This window comes from Ezakiella massiliensis (assembly GCF_059862345.1).
Map to the genome: position 1 here is coordinate 1 of NZ_JCBCEO010000001.1, position 23,506 is coordinate 23,506.

Annotated in this window: 20 protein-coding genes; 17 read left to right on the forward strand and 3 right to left on the reverse strand. The window is 39.1% G+C overall.

Translation table 11 applies throughout. The annotated features are described in order from the left end of the window. The 12 genes from AC6FXG_RS00005 to serS form a co-directional block, all read left to right on the forward strand. Nucleotides 1–97 (forward strand): EF-Tu C-terminal domain-related protein (locus AC6FXG_RS00005; protein ID WP_500571499.1); only part of this gene is annotated, 97 nt, incomplete at its 5' end. Nucleotides 98–1,259: 1,162 nt separating this feature from the next. After that, nucleotides 1,260–1,934, forward strand: a complete 675-nt coding sequence (locus AC6FXG_RS00010) for a DUF969 domain-containing protein (RefSeq protein WP_500571046.1) — start codon at nt 1,260–1,262, stop codon at nt 1,932–1,934. Continuing rightward, entirely contained in the window at nt 1,927–2,922 is a 996-nt protein-coding gene (locus tag AC6FXG_RS00015) for a DUF979 domain-containing protein (RefSeq protein ID WP_500571047.1), read from the forward strand. Before AC6FXG_RS00010 ends, AC6FXG_RS00015 begins: the two co-directional genes overlap by 8 nt. 20 nt (nt 2,923–2,942) lie before the next feature. Then, nucleotides 2,943–3,584, forward strand: a complete 642-nt coding sequence (gene pcp / locus AC6FXG_RS00020; protein WP_500571048.1) for a pyroglutamyl-peptidase I — start codon at nt 2,943–2,945, stop codon at nt 3,582–3,584. A 325-nt stretch (nt 3,585–3,909) separates the two neighbouring features. Next, on the forward strand, nt 3,910–6,549 hold the full coding sequence (locus AC6FXG_RS00025; RefSeq protein WP_500571049.1) for a phosphodiester glycosidase family protein: 2,640 nt from the start codon (nt 3,910–3,912) through the stop codon (nt 6,547–6,549). Between the two features lie 7 nt (nt 6,550–6,556). Beyond that, nucleotides 6,557–7,324, forward strand: a complete 768-nt coding sequence (locus AC6FXG_RS00030; protein ID WP_500571050.1) for a hypothetical protein — start codon at nt 6,557–6,559, stop codon at nt 7,322–7,324. Nucleotides 7,325–7,332: 8 nt separating this feature from the next. After that, a complete protein-coding gene (locus tag AC6FXG_RS00035) occupies nt 7,333–7,587 on the forward strand; it encodes an HPr family phosphocarrier protein (protein WP_500571051.1) in 255 nt (84 codons plus the stop codon). Then, nucleotides 7,587–8,786: a carboxylate--amine ligase gene (locus tag AC6FXG_RS00040; protein WP_500571052.1), complete on the forward strand. Its 1,200-nt coding sequence runs from the start codon at nt 7,587–7,589 to the stop codon at nt 8,784–8,786. The genes AC6FXG_RS00035 and AC6FXG_RS00040 overlap by 1 nt, the downstream gene beginning before the upstream one ends. Before the next feature lie 23 nt (nt 8,787–8,809). Beyond that, nucleotides 8,810–9,412, forward strand: a complete 603-nt coding sequence (locus AC6FXG_RS00045) for a GNAT family N-acetyltransferase (protein WP_500571053.1) — start codon at nt 8,810–8,812, stop codon at nt 9,410–9,412. After that, nucleotides 9,393–10,400, forward strand: coding sequence for a DnaD domain-containing protein (locus AC6FXG_RS00050; protein WP_500571054.1), 1,008 nt, complete (start codon nt 9,393–9,395; stop codon nt 10,398–10,400). The genes AC6FXG_RS00045 and AC6FXG_RS00050 overlap by 20 nt, the downstream gene beginning before the upstream one ends. After that, the gene (locus tag AC6FXG_RS00055; protein ID WP_500571055.1) at nt 10,400–11,332 is read left to right on the forward strand and encodes an ATP-binding protein; all 933 of its coding nucleotides are present in this window, start codon (nt 10,400–10,402) and stop codon (nt 11,330–11,332) included. Before AC6FXG_RS00050 ends, AC6FXG_RS00055 begins: the two co-directional genes overlap by 1 nt. 26 nt (nt 11,333–11,358) lie before the next feature. Beyond that, nucleotides 11,359–12,621 carry a serine--tRNA ligase gene (gene serS / locus AC6FXG_RS00060; protein WP_500571056.1) on the forward strand — a complete coding sequence of 421 codons (1,263 nt, stop codon included), beginning with the start codon at nt 11,359–11,361 and terminating at the stop codon, nt 12,619–12,621. A gap of 48 nt (nt 12,622–12,669) precedes the next feature. Here the strand turns inward: serS and AC6FXG_RS00065 are convergent, their stop codons facing one another. Further along, entirely contained in the window at nt 12,670–14,079 is a 1,410-nt protein-coding gene (locus AC6FXG_RS00065; protein ID WP_500571057.1) for a UDP-N-acetylmuramoyl-L-alanyl-D-glutamate--2,6-diaminopimelate ligase, read from the reverse strand. A gap of 136 nt (nt 14,080–14,215) precedes the next feature. Between AC6FXG_RS00065 and AC6FXG_RS00070 the strand changes: the two genes are divergently transcribed. Then, nucleotides 14,216–15,100, forward strand: coding sequence for a fructose bisphosphate aldolase (locus AC6FXG_RS00070; protein ID WP_500571058.1), 885 nt, complete (start codon nt 14,216–14,218; stop codon nt 15,098–15,100). Nucleotides 15,101–15,180: 80 nt separating this feature from the next. Further along, nucleotides 15,181–15,417 carry a hypothetical protein gene (locus AC6FXG_RS00075; RefSeq protein WP_500571059.1) on the forward strand — a complete coding sequence of 79 codons (237 nt, stop codon included), beginning with the start codon at nt 15,181–15,183 and terminating at the stop codon, nt 15,415–15,417. A gap of 388 nt (nt 15,418–15,805) precedes the next feature. Here the strand turns inward: AC6FXG_RS00075 and AC6FXG_RS00080 are convergent, their stop codons facing one another. Further along, complete coding sequence (locus AC6FXG_RS00080) at nt 15,806–16,690, reverse strand: ribonuclease H-like domain-containing protein (protein ID WP_500571060.1); 885 nt, start codon at nt 16,688–16,690, stop codon at nt 15,806–15,808. Continuing rightward, complete coding sequence (locus tag AC6FXG_RS00085; protein WP_500571061.1) at nt 16,690–17,664, reverse strand: asparaginase; 975 nt, start codon at nt 17,662–17,664, stop codon at nt 16,690–16,692. Before AC6FXG_RS00085 ends, AC6FXG_RS00080 begins: the two co-directional genes overlap by 1 nt. A gap of 198 nt (nt 17,665–17,862) precedes the next feature. On the opposite strand from AC6FXG_RS00085, the gene AC6FXG_RS00090 reads away from it, so the two are divergent. From AC6FXG_RS00090 to glmL, 3 genes are all read left to right on the forward strand, one after another. After that, nucleotides 17,863–21,252 (forward strand): S-layer homology domain-containing protein, encoded by a 3,390-nt coding sequence (locus AC6FXG_RS00090; RefSeq protein WP_500571062.1) that lies wholly within the window; start codon nt 17,863–17,865, stop codon nt 21,250–21,252. A gap of 342 nt (nt 21,253–21,594) precedes the next feature. After that, on the forward strand, nt 21,595–22,014 hold the full coding sequence (gene glmS / locus AC6FXG_RS00095) for a methylaspartate mutase subunit S (protein WP_500571063.1): 420 nt from the start codon (nt 21,595–21,597) through the stop codon (nt 22,012–22,014). Between the two features lie 24 nt (nt 22,015–22,038). After that, a complete protein-coding gene (gene glmL, locus AC6FXG_RS00100) occupies nt 22,039–23,496 on the forward strand; it encodes a methylaspartate mutase accessory protein GlmL (protein WP_500571064.1) in 1,458 nt (485 codons plus the stop codon). Nucleotides 23,497–23,506: the final 10 nt, after the last annotated feature.

Below are 23,506 nucleotides of genomic sequence, written 5' to 3' on the forward strand. Positions count from 1 at the left end.
CATCACACCAATCGCAATAGAAAAGGGATTAAAGTTCGCTATCAGAGAAGGTGGCAGAACTGTAGGTGCGGGAGTAGTAACAGAAATCGTAGAATAATAAATTTTGTGGTTAAAACGGCGACATTCGCTTGTTTCGAAATATTTGCTCACTGCGGAGGGCACTCGAGCCCACCTCATTCGCAAAATTTCTGCACTTCGCGAATCTCATCCGTTTTTCCTCACAAAATAAGAAAGCAATCACGTAATTGTGGTTGCTTTTTTAGTAGAAAAATTCATCAAATTTCGAAGCCCTAGCCAAAGAGGTCAATTTCCTGTAGCGGCGATCCTGAAATGGTCGCCAAGAAATTGACCGATTGGTGAATCTTATGGCCAAAGCTAAATTTTGGTAGAGATGTTCTTACCAAAATATACAGAAAATTAAAAAGCAGCTACATTTGTAGCTGCTTTTTTAGTTTCATTTTGTATTTGTAAATATTTTTGATTGATAAATAAATTATGTATGCTTTTTTGGTTGTGTAATTCATATTGTTGGGTCGAACCCTCAACCGGGGTGGACCCGGTATCGGGCCCGAAATGGCCGGGATAAACCACGGCCGCTACATCGCAGAGCGATTTTTGAATGAAGGTTATTGGTATAAATGGCATTTGTATTTTAAGGCGTATCACGTGTAGGGTCCACTTGCAGCCACGCCTAAGAGAGCGAGTGATAACGACGCTCGATTGGCTAGCAGTGACTCACGCAACTTGTTGCCCAAGAAGGAAAAATCCAGCGAAGCGTGTAGGGTCCACTTTATGTGGACCGAATTTTTTCTGATTGGTTGCAACAATCTGAGGAGAATGTGGACCGAAAAATACCGAAATCCCCTTGTGGGATTGAGGAATTTTCAATTATACAAGCACAAAAATAAAATATGGATGAATATATTTTGCCTATGTAAATTTATAAGAACGTTGTAGAGGTCGTGGTTCATCCCGACCATTAAAAATTGGGGGGGCCATGCCTCCGTTTCAAAATTTTTGGGGATTAATTTTGAAAAATTATGTATTTAATTTTATGTCTTATATTTGTCCTTGCACTCATTTGTAAAATTTTATTTTATTTTAACATTTTTTTATTTTTCTTGTTTTATGTATTTTATCAAAGGGTATAATTTAATCAAGTGAAGTGTATATTATGTTTTATTCTATTATTATAATTTATGCGGCGCTTGAATTTATGATTATTCTAAAAAATCAAATTTATTTAAGGAGGTTCGTGTATGAACTATTGGGTATTAATTGGCGTACTGCTCATAGTTTTAGGCTTTGTACTTAAACTTGATGTTGTAGCAGTTGTTCTTATATCCGGTTTGGTTACTGGTTTGATTGCTGGTATTCCATTTTTAGAAGTACTGGATATAATTGGAAAGGGTTTTGTAAACAACAGATACATGTCACTTTTCTTCCTGTCTTTACCTTTGATCGCTATTATGGAAAGGTATGGATTAAAGGATAGGGCAGCGGAAGCTATTCAAAAGTTGAAATCAGCTAGTGCTGGTGGCGTAGTTGGCCTTTATATTTTAATTAGATGGGCTGCAGCTGCTTTGTCACTAAGACTTGGCGGTCACGTTCAATTTGTTAGACCACTTATCTTACCTATGGCTGAAGGTGCTGCTACAAAGAAGGTTGATCTTTCGGAAAAGAGGTTAGATGAACTCAAGGGTTTAGCAGGTGCTGCAGAAAACTACGGAAACTTTTTTGGACAAAATATTTTCCCTGTAGCTTCTGGTGTACTTTTGATTCAAGGTACTCTTAACCAAGCTGGTTTCGATGTTACAAATGGCGACATTGCAAAGTCTTCGATTTTAGCTGGCCTTGCTATGCTAATTCTAGCTCTCTTGCAATGCTATCTATTTGAAAGAAAATTAAGAAAGGACATGATGCGTAATGTTTAAATTTATATCTGCAAATTCTGTTATTATCGATGAAATCATCTACGTATTGTGTGGATTGGTTTGTATTATGACCGGTATTAGAGGTCTTAAGAACAAAAAGGCTCCTACTGGAACTTTTCTTTTCTGGACTCTACTTGGTCTCTTGTTCTGCACAGGCAAGCTTTTAATTAACAATCTTGAACACGGCGGAGCAATTGTTGGCGGACTTTTACTAGTACTAGGCGCTTTAACTTTGACCAAACAAGTTCAAGTTGGTGAATTTGAAAGCCAAAGCGAAGAACAAAAAGTAAAATATGGCAAAAGAGTAGGAAACAAGATTTTTATTCCTGCACTTTCTATTGGTATTATTGCTATGATCATGGCTCAATTCAAGAGCTTCAAGATTCCTGTAGGTGAAACTGAAGCAGGTCCAGTTTTCTTTGGATTTTCAGCTGCTCAAACACTTGGTTTTTCATCAATAATTGCAATTATTATTGCTTTAATTATTACAAAGGCTAAGTTCAAGGAAACCAAGGAAGACACAGCAAAGATGCTTATGACAATCGGTTCTTCATCACTTTTACCACAACTTCTGGGTGCTCTAGGTACAGTTTTTGCTGCTGCTGGAGTTGGCGAAGTTATTGGTTCTGGTGTTGCTGCAATCGTACCTCCTGAAGCAAAAGTTCTTGGCGTAATTGCCTACTGCTTGGGAATGGTTATCTTTACAATGATTATGGGTAATGCCTTTGCGGCTTTTACCGTTATTACACTTGGTGTTGGTATTCCATTTGTAATTGCAAATGGTGGAGACCCAGCTGTTATTGGTGCTCTAGGTATGACTTGCGGTTACTGCGGTACCCTTATGACACCTATGGCTGCAAACTTTAACATTGTTCCTGCAGCTATTCTCGAAACAAAGAGTGAATATGCAATTATGAAGGCTCAAGCTCCAGTTGCTTTGGCACTTATAGTTGTTCACATTATATTAATGTTAGTATTTGGTTTTTAGACTGAAAAAGGAGTGATTTAATGAAAATTTTAGTAACAGGATTCGATCCATTTGGAGGCGAATCCATCAACCCTGCCATTGAATCTGTAAAAAAATTACCAGATGAAATTAAGGGAGCAGAAATTATCAAACTGGAAATTCCAACAGTAATTGGAAAATCTGTTGATAAGATCAGACAAAAGATTGAGGAAGTAAAACCAGACGTAGTTTTATCAATCGGCCAAGCTGGTGGCAGACCAGACATTACAGTTGAAAGAGTTGGCATCAACTGCGACGACTGCAGGATCAAGGATAACGAAGGCAACCAACCAATTGATGAAAAAGTTGCTGCAGATGGTCCAGCCGCTTATTTCTCAACTCTGCCAATCAAGGCTATGGTTGAACACATCAAGGAAGGCAAAATCCCTGCAAGCGTTTCAAATACAGCAGGTACCTTTATCTGCAACCACGTTTTATACGGCGTTGCCCACATAGCTGCGACTGAATATCCAAAGATGAGAACTGGTTTTATCCACATTCCATTTTTGCCTGAACAAGTTACAGACAAAAAGAATATGCCATCAATGGCTTTAGATATAATTGTAAAAGCTCTTGAGCTTGCAATTGAAGCCATTGTTGAAAACGATTCAGATATCAAAGTTACCGGTGGCAAAACTCATTAGACAATGAGGAAAGAATTGGGAGTAGGGAGACCTACTCCTTTTTTATTGGGTGTTAATACAAGGGAAATTTCATAATGAGATATGAGAAATGGCCGATATAAAATCGACCTCTACAAGAATTTTTAAAAAGAATTTTAAAAGAGTCATACAAAGAGTATGGCTTTTTTATTTGCAAAGATATGATTAGATAAGTGCAGGCAAAATTTTCGCTCTTAATTACAAATGGCTTACAATTAAGTGTCTTTTGCCATTTTTATTTGACTATGGTCTGGCAAAAGTATATAATTATTGTATACTTTTTAAAATTTAAATGGGGGTTTTTTATTTGAAAAACAAAAAAAGATTTGTGGCCTTGTGCCTATCGATGCTCATGTCGACATCCTTTGCTTTTGCCAAGCCACAATACAATTATATAGAAAAGAAAGAGGCCAAGACCATAGCCCAGGGGGTAGATTATGAAGAGATTTTACAATTTACTTCTGATGGGGTCAGGGGGATTAATCTTATTAAATTTAATTTAAATGATCCAACTGTTAGCCTGGTGCCGATTTACAATTACGACACCACTTCAAGAGGCATGGCGGTTTCCAAGATGGTTGATGGCCACGGAGTGACTGCTGGCATCAATGGAGACTTCTTTAACTACAATCCAGCCTTCCCACTTGGACCAGCTATTAAAAACGGCCAAGTCATTTATTCTAATGGGGACGGACCAAGTTTAACCATTGATAACAATAACCAAGCCAGCATTCAAAAGTTAAATATTGCCATGAGCGTAAGCGTTGGCGGCAAGACCATTCCTGTTGGCATTGTCAACAAGCCTAACAACTACGGATCAACTGGCATGTACACCCGCGCTTGGGGTAAGAAATCCCGCGGCGGCAAAGTCAATTCACAAACTGAAATTGCAGTTCTTAATGGTAAGGTAATCGCCAGGGCTGACCAAGGTGATCCACTGGAAATTCCTGATAACGGTTATGTTTTAAATGTTAAAGATGGCCTCTATCTGCCAAATGTTGGTGAGGACATTACCTTTAATATTACTGGTGTCGATATAAATAATATTAAATTTGGCATTGGTGCTGGTGCTGTCATTTTAAGAGACGGGGCCATTGTAAATGAAGGCATAGATGCCCCTGGCAGGCATCCGCGTACGGCTATTGGTTTTAACAAGCAGACTGGGGATATCTTCCTGGTAACTGTGGATGGCAGGAGCCAGTACCATGGCATGGAAATGTCCGAGCTTGCGGAACTTTTGATATCCTTTGGTGCGACCGACGGTGTCAACCTAGACGGTGGCGGTTCAACAACTATGGCTATTAAGGATGTAAATTCCGGCAAGGCCAAGGTTGTAAATCACATTTCATCTGAACGCTCAGTTTTAAATGGTGTTGGTGTTAAATCCACTTCAACTGTGGGTCAACCAGTGAAAATTAAAGTTATAACCGAGGGCAAAAAATTATTTAAAAACACCACCAAGTGGATAAATATAGAAGCTTATGATATAAACGGCAACCCTGTAAAGGCTGACATATCACAGGTCAAGCTCACTGCAAACCTGCCTATCAAGGTCAACAAACACAGCTTTATGCCAACTGAATCTGGCATGATGGATTTGACAGTCACCTACGGAAATTTGAGCGAAACAGTTTCCATGGAAGTTTTGGATAGTCCGAGCGTTTTACTCTTAGATACAGATACCTTGGGTTTATCAGCTGGCGGTTCATATAGGATTCCAAATGTTTACGGTATTGACGCTGTTGGTAACCGGGCTCTTATCCGTGCTCACGAGCTAAAGACTTCTGTAGTCGGCGGCGTTGGCACTATTACTAACAATGTCTTTAAGAGAAATAGCTCCAAGACAAATGGAGCCATAGTTTTAGCTTTTGGCAATGCAAAGAATAGAATTGTCGTGACTTCATCAGCCCGCAAGGAAAGCGTAAATCCTCTGGGATCTGCAGATGGGCTCACAACTTTTGCCAGCCCAAAGGGATCAACTTCTACTATTAAAATTGTGGAAGACAAGAGAAAGGTCCTAAGACTTGATTATAATTTTGCCAAGGTCAAAGGCACCAAGGTTGCCACTTTAGCTTTTGCTAATCCGCCAACCATGCCAAAGGACACCACAGAGCTTTCAATTTTTACTAAAAACCATGGTGAGGACGCAGTTCTCTCAACCAAGGTTGTGGTGGATGGAGTTGAATCTGAACAAGTCTTTGAAGAAAATTTAAAACTTGGCGGCTACACCGAATGGAGGGCCAAACTTCCAGGAGGAACCGATATAAAGTTAAAATCAATCAGCATTTCAAATCCTGGAGATATCAACTCCGCTAAGGGAAATTTCTTCATCAAAGACATAGCTGCGGTTATAAATCCAGATACGTCTGCGATGTTTACCGATCAAAGGACTCTCTTTAACGACCACTTGAGATCAGCGGACTTGGCTTCGACTGATATAGCAGTCGTGGTTGCAGGCAAGGGTGCAGATGCAGAAAAAATAAAAAATGCAACTGCAAATCACAAAAAAGTTGCTCTAATAAATTCGAATCTAAACTCAGCAAACATTGCCAAAGACATGGTCGTGGCAGACGGCAACACTTTATTTGTAAACTTTAAAAATACCAAGGGAGGACTCAGGGCCAGCGATATTAATCAGTGGAATGAGCTTCTCACCAGGGTTAAAAACGGGACCGAATCCAATATTTTGATATCAATTGCAGGTGGGTCTAAGGATGAGCTGGGAATTATAAATCCAATTGAAAGACAGCTCCTTAAGGAAACTTTTGAAAGCCTAGTTGACGCCGGCAAGAGGGTGTTTGTAATAACCAATCTCAAGGAGCCAACCTCAACCAGGTTTGACGAAGGCGTCAGATATATTAACTTAAATCCTGGGGACAAGGAAGCCTTGTACCTCAATATAAACAGGATTGGCGATAACGTAATTTATGCAGTTAAGAAGGTGTAAGATTAAGATGAAAAAACCAATAATTATATTGTTAGCATTTGCAGCAGCCTTATCTTTTTTAGGATGCAAGAGCGAGTCGGTTGAGGACATCACAAAAGCTTGGGAGACCCCAACCTATCTTGAGGTATTAACGCAAATTAAAAATCCAGAGGACAGGGACTTGCTGGTAATTGACCAAGACCTAATTCTCTTTGATGAAGAAAACAAAGGTAAAATCTCTGAATTTTATAGGGACACCAAGACTTTTATAGGTGAGAGCGACGAGTTTGTGGAACGCTATGGCTATTATTTTATAGACGGCATGGTCAACTTTACAACTCCAGATTCCAATTGGGCTTGGACTGAAACTGATGATAAAAAAACCAACAGGTACCAGGAGCTCCAAGATGCTTTTTTGGCCTGCAAGGATATTTTAAAAGCAGACAAAAAGTCCAACACAGAACTCATTTATAATGCAAGGGTCAAGGGCAAGGACCTAAGAGGCCTGCACGATTATTTTAAGGATCTCAAGACCAACGAGGATGTTGACCTGCGTTTTTATATTGACAAGGCCAATGGCAAATATATGATCAAACGCCTCCACCTAAAGGGAATTGATGGCGAAAATGAAAGGCTCAAGGAAAGTTACGTAATGAATATTGACAGTCAAAAGTCAATTACGATTCCAAAGTCCTTGGCCCTCCACATGATTACTAATGGTTACAAGGTTGACAAGGAAAATGCTGTTACCACCAAAGAAGAAGCTGAAAAGAAAGGCTATAAGCCAATAAAATGAGGTAGTTTATGATTGAAAGAGAATTTAAAATCACAGATCCAATAGGTATCCACGCCAGACCGGCCGCACTTTTGGTAAATTTGGTCAAAGAATTGGGAGTGGATGTAGAAATTGAAAAAAATGGCAAAACAGCCAAGGCCAACAGCCTAATCGGCCTTATGGGTTTGGCAGCCAAGGCAGGAGACACCGTCAAAGTCAAAGTTCAAGATGGCAACGAAGGAGCCCTGGACAAATTAATGGAGTTTTTAGAAGAGAATTTATAATGGATTTTAAAGCGATTATTTTAGGAACGGATATAAATGCATATTCTATGGCCAGGTCTGTTCACATGGAATACGACCAGACTTCGATTGCTCTTGGCGTATCTAGACTCAAGTACACAGACGCCTCCAAGATTGTCCAGGTAAATACTTATCCGGACTTCGATGGCGATGGCTTTAGAGCTGGCATAGAAAAATTTTTAAAAGATCAAGGCCAGGCTCTAATTGACCAAGGAGTAAAGCTGGTTTTGCTTCCATGCAGCGATGGCTATGTTAAACTTGCAATTGAAAATCGTGAGTTTTTGGAAAAATATTTTTTATTTAATTTGGTCAGCCAAGACATGCAGAAAAAACTTGAAAACAAGGTCGACTTTTACAAGCTTGCAGAAGTCCATGGCCTTCCATATCCCAAGACCTTTGTAATTGACAAGGCCGAGGACTTTGGAGCCTGTGATTTAGTTCCGCCACTGGCAGTTAAGACCAACGATTCGATTTCCTATGCCCACATAGATTTTCCAGGCAAAAAGAAAGCCTACAGGGCAGAGACTATTGCTGAAGCCAGGGAAATTATCGACACAATTTACGGCCACGGTTACATTGGCGAGATTATTGTCCAAGACTTTATACCAGGCGATTCAAAGGACATGGGCGTCCTTAATGCCTATGTTGATTCAAAGGGCAAGGTCACTCTTCTATCCTACGCAAAATGCGTGCTTGACGAGTGCCTGCCAAGTCAAATCGGCAATTACAATGCACTTTTTTCTATGGGTAATGACAAGCTCTATGGTGAAATAGAAAAGTTTTTGACCGATATAGAATACAGAGGCTTTGCAAATTTTGATTTTAAATACGATTGCAGGGACGATGAGTACAAGGTTTTTGAAATAAACCTCCGCCAAGGCAGGTCGTCATTTGTGGTGACGGCTAGCGGAGAAAACTTGGCCAAATATGTAATAGAAGATTTGGTTTACGGCAAGAGTCTCCCCCAAGTGCGAAATGAAAAGCCAGCCCTCTGGCTCTTTTGTGCAAAAAGCGTCTTGAAAAAATATGCGGACGAGGATGATTTAAAACTCATAAAGCCTTATATAAAAAATGCGACTTACACTTGCAATTACAAAAAAGACCAAAATTTAAAAAGATTCTTGCATCACATGCGGAGAATTTTTTCTACAAAAAAATATTATAAAATTTATCAAAACTAACCCATGCTCCCAAGCGTGGGTTTTTGCTTGAAGTTTTTGCCCTTGTGGTTTATAATCTAACTATGAATAAATTTTTCTTCGATCAAATGACCTTGGACCATGTTTTGGCCATGAGGACTTGGGGGACCAATGAAAATCCCTTACTTAAGTCCTATGATTTTTGGCCGCGGACTCCAGAGGAGTGCATGTATTGGCACCACGAAAAAACCAAGCACGCCTACAATGAATACTATGTCTATTGTCTAGGCGACCAAGTTATTTGTTATTTATCTATAAAAAATATCGACAGGGAAGAGGGCACTGCCAGGCTGGGCCTGGTAATGGATCCCAACTTTCAAAGTCAGGGTTATGGTTTTGAAATTATGAAAGATTTTTTAGGAAAATATTTTTCCTGGGGCTTTAAGAAGATGGATTTAACTGTGGCCGCTTTTAATGAGAGGGCCATAAACTTATATAAAAAACTGGGCTTTAAATATATAAAGCGGTCTTATTCTTTCTTTGATGGAGACAGATCTGCTATTACAAGCGATATGAAAAAGCATTTTATATTTTTGCCTGGTCTTACGATTTGCAAAAACTATCTCATGGAAATAGGAGGTGATGGGTGTGAGATTTATAGAAGCTGACAATGTGCTGCCAGAACGCACGTCGATTTCAAATTTATTTTTTTCTACATTTTTACCAGCGGCGCCTGGAAATTATGTAAAGGTCTATCTCTACGCCTATTATTTGCTAAGAAATAAATTAATGGTGACTGATGAAGACTTTAGAGAAACTTTGGCCCTTAGCCAAGACGAGATTGACAAGGCCTTTAACTATTGGGTAGATGAAGGAATTGTAAAAAAAGGCAGTGACGGGGAAATTATTTTCTTTGATGTGGATTCACTAACGCTCAAGAATTTGGCCATAGCGGAATCCGCTAGCCAGGTGAAATTATCAACTCCTAGCCCAGAGGAAAATCTGATCAAGCTCAACCAAGATCCGGCCATCAGAGACTTCTTTAACTCCTGCGACCATATTGTCCGCAGGCAGCTAGCACCAGAGGAAAAGAAACGCCTGATTGGTTGGATGGAAGAGTTTAATATGGATACTGAAATGGTCCTTCATGCTATGAGTTTGACCTATGATATGAAAAATATAAAAAATTTGGACTATGTAAAGGGGATTTTGAGACGCTGGCATGACCAAGGTAAGATGACTTTGGACGAAGTTATCGACGACATGGACGACATGGACGCAAACTTAAATTCCCACATAGAAACCGTAAGAAAGTCTCTTAATATGAAGCACAGGGACATGACCGATGCGGTTGTGAATATGATAAATAAGTGGAAATACGATTATGGTTATGGCGACGATATAATTTCTCTGGCCTGTGCACAGACTGTAAATATCCGCGAGCCAAATGTGGCCTATGTAAATGCGGTTATAGAAAATTGGCACGACCTGGGAGTAAAGACGCCTGAGGATGCCCTAAAGGCAATTGAAAACAAGCCGACCAAGTCCTATGAAAATAAAAAACCAGGCAGCTTTGATTACGATAGCTCTAGGCAAACTGATGACTACGATGACGATGACCTCAAAGCGCTCTTGGGATGGAAGGGTGATTTATAATGGATATTAGAAATCAAGTTGAATCCCTCTTTAATGTAAAAAGACAAAAAAAATTAAACGAGGCCAGCGAAAATTACAGAAAAATATTACAAGCCCACCCTGACCTTCAAGCCATTGAAGATGAAATGATAGAGGCCAGCCAAGAGGTAATCTTGACAGGGGTCTACGACGAAAATAAGATGGAGGCCATTACAGATAAAAAGAACAAGCTCTTAAAGGACCTAGGATTAGAAGGTGCAGACAAGCCAGAGTTTGATTGCAAGCTCTGCGAAGACAGGGGCTATGTGAACGGTAAAGTCTGCCAGTGTCTCAAAAAAGAACTTATAAACGCTTACTTCAATTTGGGGGAAAATGGTGGTATAATAAAGGATAATAACTTTGCCAACTTTGATATAGGAATCTTTGACGACCAGGCTAAGGACGGATCTTCGCCCAGGGCCAATATGGAAAAGATTTATGAGCTCTCAAAAAAGTACGCGGCCAATTTTGAAAACGAAGAGGACTCGCTCTTTTTCTACGGGCTAAGCGGGACTGGCAAAACCTATTTGACTGGTTGCATTGCAAGTGAAGTTAGGGACAGGGGCTTTACAGTTTTGTATCTAACGGCCATTGAGCTTATGAATTTTTGTAGGGATAGGCAGTTTAATTCCGCTGACAACAAGGACTATATGGACCAAAAAGACCAGATGATAAAGACCTGTGACCTCCTCATAATCGATGACCTGGGCACAGAACAGGCCAACAACATGAACGCTGGATATCTTTACGACATCATCAATTACAGGACTAGCGTTGGCAAGAAGTTTATTATAAATTCCAATCTCAGCCTTATGGACTTGTCCAAACGCTATGCGGATAGGATTTTTTCCAGGATAACTGGCAATTCAAAAAACATTGAATTTACTGGCAGCAATTTGCGGCTGAAAAGATAAATACTTAGATAAGAAAGGATATAAATATGCTTGATATTAAAAGAATCAGAATGGATTATGACCAAGTTAAAAAGGCCATAGAAAAACGCAAGGGAACTTTTCCTCTTGACCAGGCTTTAAAACTTGACGAAGAAAGACGCGACATCATTTCCAAAGTTGAGGATATGAAGAGCGAACAAAATAAAATTTCCAAGGAAATTCCCCGCCTCAAAAAAGAAGGCAAGGACACAGAAGCAATTTTTGCTGATATGAGAAAATTATCCGACGAAATTAAAGTCTTGGACGAAAGGCAAAGCCAAGTTGAAAAAGAATTAAGAGAAACTCTTCTTGAAATTCCAAACACACCCCACGAATCTGTACCTGTTGGCACCGATGACAGCGAAAACAGGGAAGAGTACAAGGTTGGAACTCCACGCGTCTTTGATTTCGAACCAAAGGCCCACTGGGATTTGGGCACAGATTTAAAATACTTGGACTTTGAAAGGGCCAACAAGATCTCTGGATCAAGATTTTCAATCTTTAGGGGAGAGGGCGCCACACTTCTTAGGGCCATCACATCCTTTATGTTGGATTTACACATACACAAGCACGGCTATCACGAAATGCATTTGCCAGTTGTGGTCAACCGCGAATCCATGACGGGCACAGGCCAGCTGCCAAAGTTTGAAGAAGATATGTACCATGTTAACAAGGACGATTTGTTTCTAATTCCAACAGCAGAAGTTCCTCTGACAAATTATTTTAGAGATGAGATACTTGACGGTGACGATTTGACAATCGCAATTACAGCTTACACACCTTGCTTTAGAAGGGAAGCGGGCAGCGCTGGTCGCGATACCAGAGGCCTCATCAGAAACCACCAATTCGACAAGGTTGAGCTGGTAAAATTCACCAAGCCAGAAGATTCTTATGAAGAATTAGAAAAACTTAGAAACGATGCAGAGGAAGTTTTAAAACCCTTAAATCTTCCATACAGGGTTGTCACCCTTTGCAGCGGAGATTTGGGATTCTCAGCAGCCAAAACTTTTGATATAGAAGTTTGGATGCCATCCTATGGCCGCTATGTAGAAATTTCATCCTGCTCCAACTTTGAAGACTACCAAGCTCGCAGGTCCAACATTAAATTCCGCCGTGAAGCCGGAGGAAAACCAGAGTTTGTCCACACATTAAACGGAAGTGGTCTGGCAGTCGGCAGGTGCTACGCAGCAGTCATAGAAAATTTTCAAAATGCAGACGGGACCATCGAAATCCCAGACGTATTAAAACCATATATGAACCATCAATTTTAAGAAAAGAAAACCCCGGACATTTTGTCTGGGGTTTTTGTGTGGGGAAAATTATTTATGTCTTTTGATGAAATTTTCAACTGTTTTTTTGTCTGAATATGGGACTTTTTCTCCCTCAATCAACTGAAAATCTTCGTCGCCTTTGCCGGCGATGACTATTACGTCTCCTGGTTTGGAATCTGCAAGCATGGTTTCGACTGCTGTTTTTCTGTCGGCGATTGTGTGGGTCTTGATGGTCGAGTACTTGGCCATTTCGTCTAAGATTTTTTCTGGGTCTTCGAAGTCGGGATTATCCGATGTAATATAAATTTCATCGGCGTATTTGTTGGCGGCTTCGGGGATTTCGTGCCTGCGTTCATAGGTCCGTCCTCCCACAGAGCCAACTGCGATTAAAATCCTGTTCGGATTCCATGATTTGATCTCGTCTAAAAGTGACTCGATGGATAATTTATTGTGGGCGTAGTCTATTACGACTTTGCGACCGTTATAATTTAAGACTTCCATGCGGCCAGGAATTTTTAAATCTCCTGCCAAGCCCGCTAGCTTATCAAAAGAAAAACCAATTTCATTTAAGGTTGCCAGGGCAAGTGCAAGGTTCATCCTGTTGTAAGAACCGTGGAGGTTGGTCGCTATGTGCTTGCCGTTTAAATCAAAGGCGTCTTCGCTTTCATTTGTGATTACGAAATCAGCCTCAGACCTGCCAACACTCACGTGGGGATTTTTTAGGCCATCAATCATAAATTCATAATTTTCGTCGTCCTTATTTAAAATAGTTTTCTTGGCTAATAATAAAATATTTTTCTTCCATTTCCTATACTCTTCAAAATTTTCGTGTTCAAGTGGCCCAATGTGGTCGGGCGAGAGGTTGGTAAAAATATTTGCCATAAATCTGGTCCCAAAAACTCGTGACTGCTTCATGGCCTGGCTGGAAACTTCAATAACCATGTACTGAACGCCAGCGTCTACGGCTTCGCGCATGGCCTTTTGCAAAGTAAAGGGATCGGGCGTGGTGTTGTTGGTCTTGATATGGGTGTCACCGTAAAAAATTCCACTCGTGCCGATGACTCCACATTTAAAACCGTATTTTTCTATAATTTCTTTGATAATAAAAGCTACTGAGGTCTTGCCCTTGGTTCCTGTAACTCCGATTACCCGTAGGGTCTTGGATGGGTGGCCAAAGAAGCTGGATGAGACCAGGCCCAGGGTTTTTCTGGAATTTTCCACCACAAAAACAACTGCGTCCTTTGGCATGGCCACTTCTCTCTCAACTATAAAAGCACGGGCGCCATTATTGTAGGCTTCCATCAGATATTTTTCTTCGTGGGTGTCCACCCGGGTCCCCTTGATGGCGACAAAGAGGGTGTGATCGTCGCAATTTTTTGTGTTGGTCTCAATCTTTTTTATATCAAAATCATAATTCTCATCTATATTTAATCTACTAAAAATTTTACTTAAGTGCATGGTCTACTCCTTTTATATACTAGGCTTATTTTACTATATCCAGGCTCAATTTGCAATTGATGACGGACTTTCCCTTATATTGGATAAAATTAGACATATATGGTATAATTAATACATAAATTATTGGAGGTAATCTATGAACAAAGAAATGTTAAAAAGAATGAAGGAAGACAAGGGATTTATTGCAGCCTTAGACCAAAGTGGTGGGTCAACACCAAAGGCCCTACTAAACTACGGTATCGACAAGGATGCCTATGGTAATGATGAAGAAATGTTTAGCATTGTCCATCAAATGAGGACACGCATTATTAAATCACCATCATTCACAGGTGAAAAGATTATCGGCGCTATTTTATTTGAAGTAACCATGGATTCCAAGATTGATGACAAGTATACAGGAGACTTCTTATGGGAAGAAAAGAAAATCGTTCCATTTTTAAAGGTTGACCTTGGTCTAGCTGATGAAAAAGACGGTGTTAGACTTATGAAGGACATCACAGACTTGGATGAAAAGATTGCCCGTGCCAAGGAAAGGAATATCTTTGGTACCAAGATGAGATCTGTTATAAATGAGCTCAATGAAGAAGGCATCAAGGAAATTGTTAGACAACAATTTGAATACGCCAAGAGAATTGCAGATGGCGGATTAGTTCCAATAGTTGAACCTGAAATTACCATCTCCATGGATAAAAAAGCTGAAGCTGAAGAAGTTCTAAAGGCAGCCTTAGTCGAAGAATTAAAAAATTGGGGCGACCAAGCACTTATGTTTAAACTAACTCTACCAGAAAAGGCTAACCTATATGAATGCCTCTATGATAATCCTGCAGTAATCAGAGTTGTTGCCCTAAGTGGCGGCTACTCACGTGAAGAATCCAACAAGAGACTTGCCGAAAACCATGGCGTAGTTGCATCATTCTCACGCGCACTCACAGAAGGCCTCAAGGCACAAATGGGCGAATTTGAATTCGACAAATTATTAGAAGAATCAGTAGATAGCATCTACCAAGCTTCATGTAAATAAGATTAGATAAGGGCTCGCGAATTTTTGTTCTCAACAGATGCTAGATGGTTGTGGATGCCAGTATTTTGAGGTGAAAACGAATGGAAAATAAATTATATTTAATGATTGTTGTACTTGTTGGAATAGCAATCAATATAGTATCTGCAAATCCTTACATTCATCTAGGGACCATTATAATATTTTGGTTTTCAGTAGCAATGATTAGCGATTATCTAGATGAACAGAATAAACTTCTTAAAGAGATAATAAAGAATCAAGAACTAATGCTAGATAATAGAAACAAAGAAGACGAAAAAAATGAAGAGCCTGAGGACTAATTTTCAGGCTCTTCATTTGTATTTATTTTTCCATATAATATAAAATCTAGAAATTCTGTATTGCCCCCTTAAACCCGTACAAGGAAATAAGGGGGTACCTTTCGCCTTGAAGTTTTTTTCCTTATGGTCTATAATATATTCATGAGGTGATTATATGGTTTATGCTTTAGCTTTGATAATTTTAATTGTAATTATTTTAGTTTTATTACTAGTATTTGGAATCGTGGTCCCGCCTTTATTTAGCGATGAGGCTTAAGGATTTTAAATACTTATTAGCCCTGCCGTTTTTCGCGGCTTTTTTATTTGCCAAAAGTTTAAAATAAAAAAGGACTTATGACTAAGTCCTTATCATCATTCGTCTTTGGTTTTATAAGATCAAAGGCGATTTTTATTTGCAAATATTTTCCAAAGCCCCAGTCACTTCTTCTTTAATAATAGGATAAAAAAGCTTTTCCATTTGAAAGACCCGATTGTTGTGCGCGAAGTAGGATATGACCTTTCCGTCTTTTAGGGCAGTTTTGATCTTAAAACGAATTATAATTTCGTGCTTGCTCCCATCTATGGCCACAAATTCATCGTAGTAATTTATAGATAGGCTCTCATTTTTAGAAGAAATTCTGACCTCCAGGCTATCGCCGACCACATTAAAATCATTTACAAAAAAACTTTGCTCGTCCAAGTCTATTGTCCGGGCGTTTTTTATTGGCAGAAAAATCTTCATAAGGATTGGCAGATTTCTTACATCGTAGTAATTGTGCTTCAATAGCAGATCTCTCTTGGCCTCGTCGCCAGTCCTTACGACTTCCTCATAGAGCTTGATAGTCTCATAGCCTGACACATTGTCATTGCGGTCTATCCCAGATAAAATTTCTGCAGTTTTTAAATTGATTTTATCCAACATCATAAATTTTTTGTTGGCGCGTAGGAGTTTGTAGAGGTCGACTCGTTCTTTTGGAAAACTTAGTTCCATACCATAGGATTTGGCTCGATTAAAAAGAAAGGGCAGGTCAAAGACGTCCCCATTAAAGGTAACTATCCGATCAAACCTGTCCATTTCATGTTGGAGAAGAGACAAACTCGCAAGCTCATCGCTGGAATTATTTAATAACAATTGCTTGGAATGAATTTCATTATTTTTTATATAGCTGTAGCCGATGCACCAGGCAAAGTCCGCGTACCTGCGGACGCCAGTCGTCTCTATATCCAGGTACAAGTCCTTTGAGTGGGCATAGCCGTTGGGTGAAAAATCGTCTGTGTACTCAATTAAATTCATTATATTTTAAAGAATTCCTCGATTTCTTTTTTACCTTTGCCAGCCGCAATTAGGGCCATCAATGCAACTCTTACCTTTTGTCCAGGCAGATAGCCGCCGTTTATAACGCCTTCTTCAAAGAGTTGTTTGCCACCGCCTTCGTAGCCGTAGCTGCCAAGGACACGACCTGTTGCACACCTGGAGACCAAAACCACAGGAATGTCTTTTGCAATGGCTTTTTTAATGCCGGCCATAGTTGCTGGAGGGACATTGCCCCTGCCGAGAGCCTCGATGACCAAACCCTTGTAGCCGTGGTCTATATAAAAATCAAAAATATCCGATTCAATACCAACAGCCATCTTGATCAAACCGACCTTGTGTTCAAGTTTGTCTACACAGCATTTGTTGACAGATTTTTCTCGCCTATAATAAAGGACTTCGTCATTATCTATAATCCCCAAAGGTCCAAGCTCAGGAGATTTAAAAGTGTTAACCGATAGGGTATTGGTCTTGGTGACTTGAGCAGCTGAATGCACTTCGTTATTCATAACTACAAGCGTGCCCAGGCCCACAGATTCTTCATTTAAGACAGTTGCAATTGAAGCAGTTAAATTTAAAGCCCCATCATAGCCAAGCTCAGATGCATTTCTCATGGCACCAGTTACGACGATTGGCTTTTTGTTATCTATAGTCACGTCCAAATAATAGGCTGTCTCTTCCAAGGTGTCCGTCCCGTGTGTAACGATAATACCAATTACGTCCTCCTCGTCAAGGGCCTTTAAAACTTCGTTTCTAATCTCAACCATTCTGTCTGGAGTGACATGGGGACTTGGAATATTAAAAATCTCCCTCTCCTCTATGTAAACACCGTGGATGTGGGACTTAACGTTTTTCATGAGTTCATCGGCAACTGGAGATGGAATTGCAGCTCCCAGTTTGGGGTCAATCCTCATAGCAATAGTGCCGCCAGTTAAAATAACAACAATTTTCTTCATAATTCACCTCGCTAAATATATCTTAGTGCATTTGCAGGATAAAATCAAGATAAAAAATAAAATTGAAAGAAAAAACAATACATTCAATTTTAGTAAAAACATTAGACAATGACTTGAATTTGTGGAATAATAAGGGTATAATTAATTTATAGAATAGATAGAAAATCTGTTATATTTATTAAACATAAGGAGGATAATATGAAAAATAAAGTTATAATTTACTTATTGACTTTGGCATTTGTGTTCACATCTGCAGCAAATATATTTGCACTTGCAAGTGATTTCTATGATGTAAATATAAATGAGCTGGATGATTCTAATCCAATTATTGAAGAAGAACCAGACACACCAGATCCAGAACCTCTTGAAGACAGGAGGCTGGAAACAGAAGGATATGATTCAACTGAAGCCCATGAAAATTCTTTTGATAATAATGAATTGGAAATCTCAGAAGGAGAAATCTTAGATGGTGTACAAGGAAATGGGAACAAAACATTTACTGTTACGAAAAAAGTAGGAGATACAGAGCAAATAGTAGGAGCATTTGATAAATTTTATGATGCCGTAGGCTCTATGGACGTAAATGATAAAGTTACTTTCTATACTATATATCTTAATAATGATGCAGTTGTACCAGCAGATCAAATGGGTGGATATTATAGAACAAATAGTAAATTTAGATTAACATCTGGTCAAGGTGGCCCTTTTACTTTGAAAAGAGAAGGTACTAGGGGATTACTAGGTATTCAAACAGATGCTGAATTGACTGTTGATAATATTACTTTAGATGGGAGTGAAACTACCCAATGTTTTTTTATCTCTAATAATGGCAAAGTCACTCTAGGTAGTGGAGCAACTATTCAAAATTTTGTAGATACAAAAAATGAAGATGGACCTGCAATATATATGACAGGCTCGGCTACTCTAAATATTGAAGAGGGTGTTATTGTTCAAAACAACACAGGCAAAAGAATTGGCGGAGTTATTGGTGATAATTCTAAAGATACAACCATAAATATCAACGGAGGGACATTTACAGAAAATTCTTGTGAAAAACGGGGCGGAGTTATTGGCTCTTATGGAACATTAAATATATCCGGAGGTACATTTAAGGGTAACTCTTCTAAAGAAGGTGGAGTTATTGCATCTTACGGTAAATTAAATATTACTGGTGGAGTTTTTGAAAATAATAAAGCAGAAACAAACGGAGGAGCTATTCGACTCGGTCAAAATGCAATAGCTAGCATAACAGGAGCAAGCTTTAATAAAAATGAGGCAAAGTCTGGCGGAGTTATATATAATTCAAATGAGCTTACTATAAATGAGGGTGTAGTATTTAGTGGAAACACATCAAAGGAATATGGCGGAGCCATTATTAACTACGGTAAGTTAACTGTCAATGGTGGAACTTTTAAAGGCAATGAAGCAAAAAACGGCGGAGCAATTTCATCAACTTCAGACTACGGTGAATTAACTATTGCCGGCGGAACTTTTGAAAATAATAAAAGTACTGATAGATGGGGTGGCGCTATCGTCACAACTAATAAAGTAAGTGTGAAGAATGCGACTTTTGATGGCAATGTTTCCGGTAATGGAGGAGCAATTTTTGCCTACGATGCAGATAATGCAGCCATCGAAAACTGTACCTTTAAGAACAACAGTGCAACAAATGAAAACACTGTAAAACATGGCGGTGCACTTTTTGTAAATGGAGGCAAGGATGTTTCCATAAAAAGTAATACATTTATTAAAAATACGGCGAAAGATGGCGGAGCTTTGAATATAACAGGAGTAGAAGGAGTTATAGAAGGTAACACCTTTGAAGAAAATTTTGCGGATAGATTTTCTTCTGCTTTCCATTTAAAAGATTCAAGTGTAGCTATTACAAGTAATACATTTAAAAACAACGGTAAAAATGAAGATAATGTAACTTCTGCCGGCACATTCATGGTTGAAAGTGTCAAAAATAATGGAACTATCGAAGCTAACGGAAATACATTTGAAAACAACACCGCAGGTTTAGGAGGAGCGGCAGTTCTACAAGCAGGTACAGTAGATTTTAATGGTTGCAGTTTTAATAAAAATAACGCATCTGAATATGGTGGCGCTATGTACATTACAAAAAATGCAACAGCAAATATAACAAACTCCAAATTTGAAGAGAACTCGGCAAAAAGAGGTGGCGCAATAGTTACTGAAAAGTTTTCACAAGCAAATCCTGCAGAAAAAACAAAATATAAAAACTTAACTATTGCAGATGATGTTGTGTTCGACAAAAACTTTGCAAGTGACGGATACTTTAACCCACCTACTAACTACAAAGATTTCCCTGACCTTAAATTTAAAACAACTTCTCTAATGGGACAACTTCGTGCTATTAAAGCTGATATGAAGACTTACGAAAAAGTTGACAGCCTTTTAAACAACTACGATGTCTACTATGTAAATCCTTTAGTTACAGTTATTTATGATTCTAATGGTGGAAGTCCAGCAGAAAAAATTTATGGCGAAGAACTTAAATCTGAAGATGATGAAATTATACCGACTGAGCACAATGTTAAGTCAATAAAGGAAACAGGACTTACCAAGAAAGGTTTTGAGTTTAAAGGATGGAACACTCAAGCTGATGGAAAGGGCACTGTTTATAAAGAAGGAGATAAAATAGAAGTTTCTAGCAATAAAATTCTTTATGCTCAATGGGAGGCAGAGGAGCCAGAACCACAACCAGAACCACAACCATACGATCCTGGATACTTTTACTACGAAACAGAAAAAGCAAAGCCAGTTGAAAGGGACCTAGATGTGTACAGATGGTATATGGAAGGTAATGAAAATAATGAATTCATGCCAAAGAAAGGTATCACAAGGGCAGAGATGGCACAAATATTTGCCAGGGCTCTTGCCTATGACGGATACAAAACATACGGCGACTACAATCCATATCCAGATGTAAGATCAGACAAATGGTATTACCAAGCAATTCTTACCACAACAGAAGCAGGAGTCTTTAAGGGAACAGATATGGGAACCTTTGAACCTGAAAGAGAAATTACACAGGCAGAATTAATTGCAACAATTTCCCGCTTCCAAAAACTCATAAACAAAGAAGGCAATGCCTTTGAAATGAAATTTGATCACTGGGCAAAACCAGAAGTCCAAGCAGCCTACGAAGAAAAATGGCTAGAACTCTACAAAGACGGTAGGGCAAACTTTAATGCAGATGCAGTCATCAGCAGAGAGGAAGTAGCCACAATCCTAAATAAAGCCTTTGGCAGACCAACAGATAAAAAATATATAGAACAAATTCTAAAAGATAAAAAGGATACTGAGAAAAATCTCAAGACATTCAAAGACATTGACAAAGACATGTGGTCCTACTATGAAATTCTAACAGCAGCTAACACCTACGCTGTAAAATACAAGGACAAAGAAAGAACGGATTACGAATGGTATAACCACGCAATCGAAGATGACGGACCAAGCATGCCAGTCGAAAAAGTAAAATGGTACAAGGGCATACTAAATAACGACAAATATATAGACCACCTTTACCAAATAAAATTCCAAAGGGAAATGAGAAGATATTAGTCTTGAATTTTTAGAAGAGAGGACCGCTATGAGCGGTTCTTTTTTTATTATTTTGTTTTTACAAAATAATTTCAATTTGTGCTTGCAAGAAAAATAATAAAATTTTTTAAAAATTTTATTCACTTTTTTTGCAAGTTTTTTTTGGAAACTTGCAAAATTTCAAGAAAATTTGCATTAAACTTGCAAAATTGCAATTTTTTTGCAAGTTGCATTTTAAATGCTGCAAAATATTTTTTTAGGACGAACTTTCGCTAAAAAGTTGTCCAAAAGGAGCTTGAAATTATCTTGGATTCAAGGTAAAATTAAGCTGTAGGTAAAATTATTATTTATATGGAGGTCATTATGAAAAACAAAAAGCCAGTTATGGTTTTAGGTGTTATTGGTTCTGACTGTCACGCAGTTGGACTAAAGATCCTGGACCATGCATTTAAAGAGGCGGGTTTTGAAGTTGTTAATATCGGAGTATTATCTCCTCAAGAAGACTTCATCAATGCCGCAGTTGAAACAAACGCTGATGTTATTTGCGTTAGCTCCCTTTATGGTCAAGGCGAACTTGACGTTATGGGCATGAGAGACAAGATGAATGAAGCAGGTCTTGACGATGTGCTTTTATACATCGGTGGCAATGTTGTTGTTGGTAAGCAAAACTGGGACGAAGTTAAAGAAAGATTTATCAAGATGGGCTTCGACAGGGTTTATCCACCAGGAACTTCACCAGAAACTACAATCAAAGATTTAAGAGAAGACTTGAAGATTCAATAATTAAAAGGAAGACTTATTAAAGAGATGAAAACTTATCTATTTTTAGATTTTGGTAGCACATTTACGAAACTTACATTAGTAGACATTGAAAAAGAAGAAATTGTTGCAACGGCCAAGAGCTATACGACTGTTGCCACTGATGTTACCGAGGGGTATCAAAAGGCCCTTGAAGCATTAAACGCTCAAGTGAAGGAACCTTATGAGGTGGTTAAGAAGCTTGCGTGTTCATCAGCGGCTGGCGGTCTAAAGATGGTTTCAATTGGCCTTGTGCCTGATCTGACTGCAGAGGCTGCAAAGCGGGCTGCACTTGGAGCTGGTGCCAGGGTTATTGCAAACTACGCTTACAAGCTAAATAATATGGAGTTTGACGAAATCAAGAGATTAAACCCAGACATAGTGCTACTGGCTGGCGGAACTGACGGTGGAAATTCAGAAACTATTATTCACAACGCCCAAGGTCTTGCCGACCATGGAGTTAAGTTTCCAATAGTTGTCGCTGGCAACAAGGCTGCTTATGATGAAATTAAAAAGATTTTTGATGGCAAGGTAGATTATTATTTTACCGAAAATGTCATGCCAAAGTTAAACGAAATCAATGTTGATCCTGCTCGTGAAGAAATCCGTGAGATCTTTATGAAAAACATTACCAATGCCCGGGGTATGGCAAATGTGGAAGATGAGATTTCACAAGTTGCTATGCCTACACCTCAATCTGTTTTGAAGGCAGCTGAGGCTTTGGCTCAAGGAACCAATGACGAAGAGGGAATTGGCGATTTGATTGTGGTTGACGTTGGAGGAGCTACAACAGACATTCACTCACTTGGTTACGGGGACCCAACCAAGCCTGGCGTATTTACCGTTGGTTTGGAAGAACCTTATGCCAAGAGGACTGTTGAAGGTGACTTGGGCATGCGTTACTCAGCCATGAGCGTTTATGAAGCTGCAGGCAACAGAATGGTTAGACGCTACTTGGATACAAGTGGCATCGATGTTGAAGGCGAATTTATGAAACGCTATACCAATACATCTTTTGTTTCAACTGATCAAAAGGACATTGACTTTGATGAGACCATTGCAAAGATTTGCGTGGACCTCTCAGTTAAACGCCACGCTGGAGTTGTTGAGCCAGTTTACTCACCTATGGGAGTTGTCTATTCACAAAGGGGCAAGGACCTTAGCGAGGTAAAGACCATTATTGGTACTGGCGGAGTTATCGTAAACTCAAAGAATTATTCAGAAATTTTAAAGGCAGCTCAGTTTAGGGCAGACGATTTAAATAGTCTAAAGCCAAGGCAACCAAAGCTCTATTTGGATAAGTCTTATATTCTATCAAGCATGGGATTGTTAACTATGATTGACAAGAATATGGCAATTAGGATGATGAAGAAATATATTATAGATTTAGGTGGAGTTGACACTGTGGGCTTCGATGTAGACGAGCCTGAGTATACTGATGTAGAACAACTTAACTGCCACCATTAGACGATGAGGA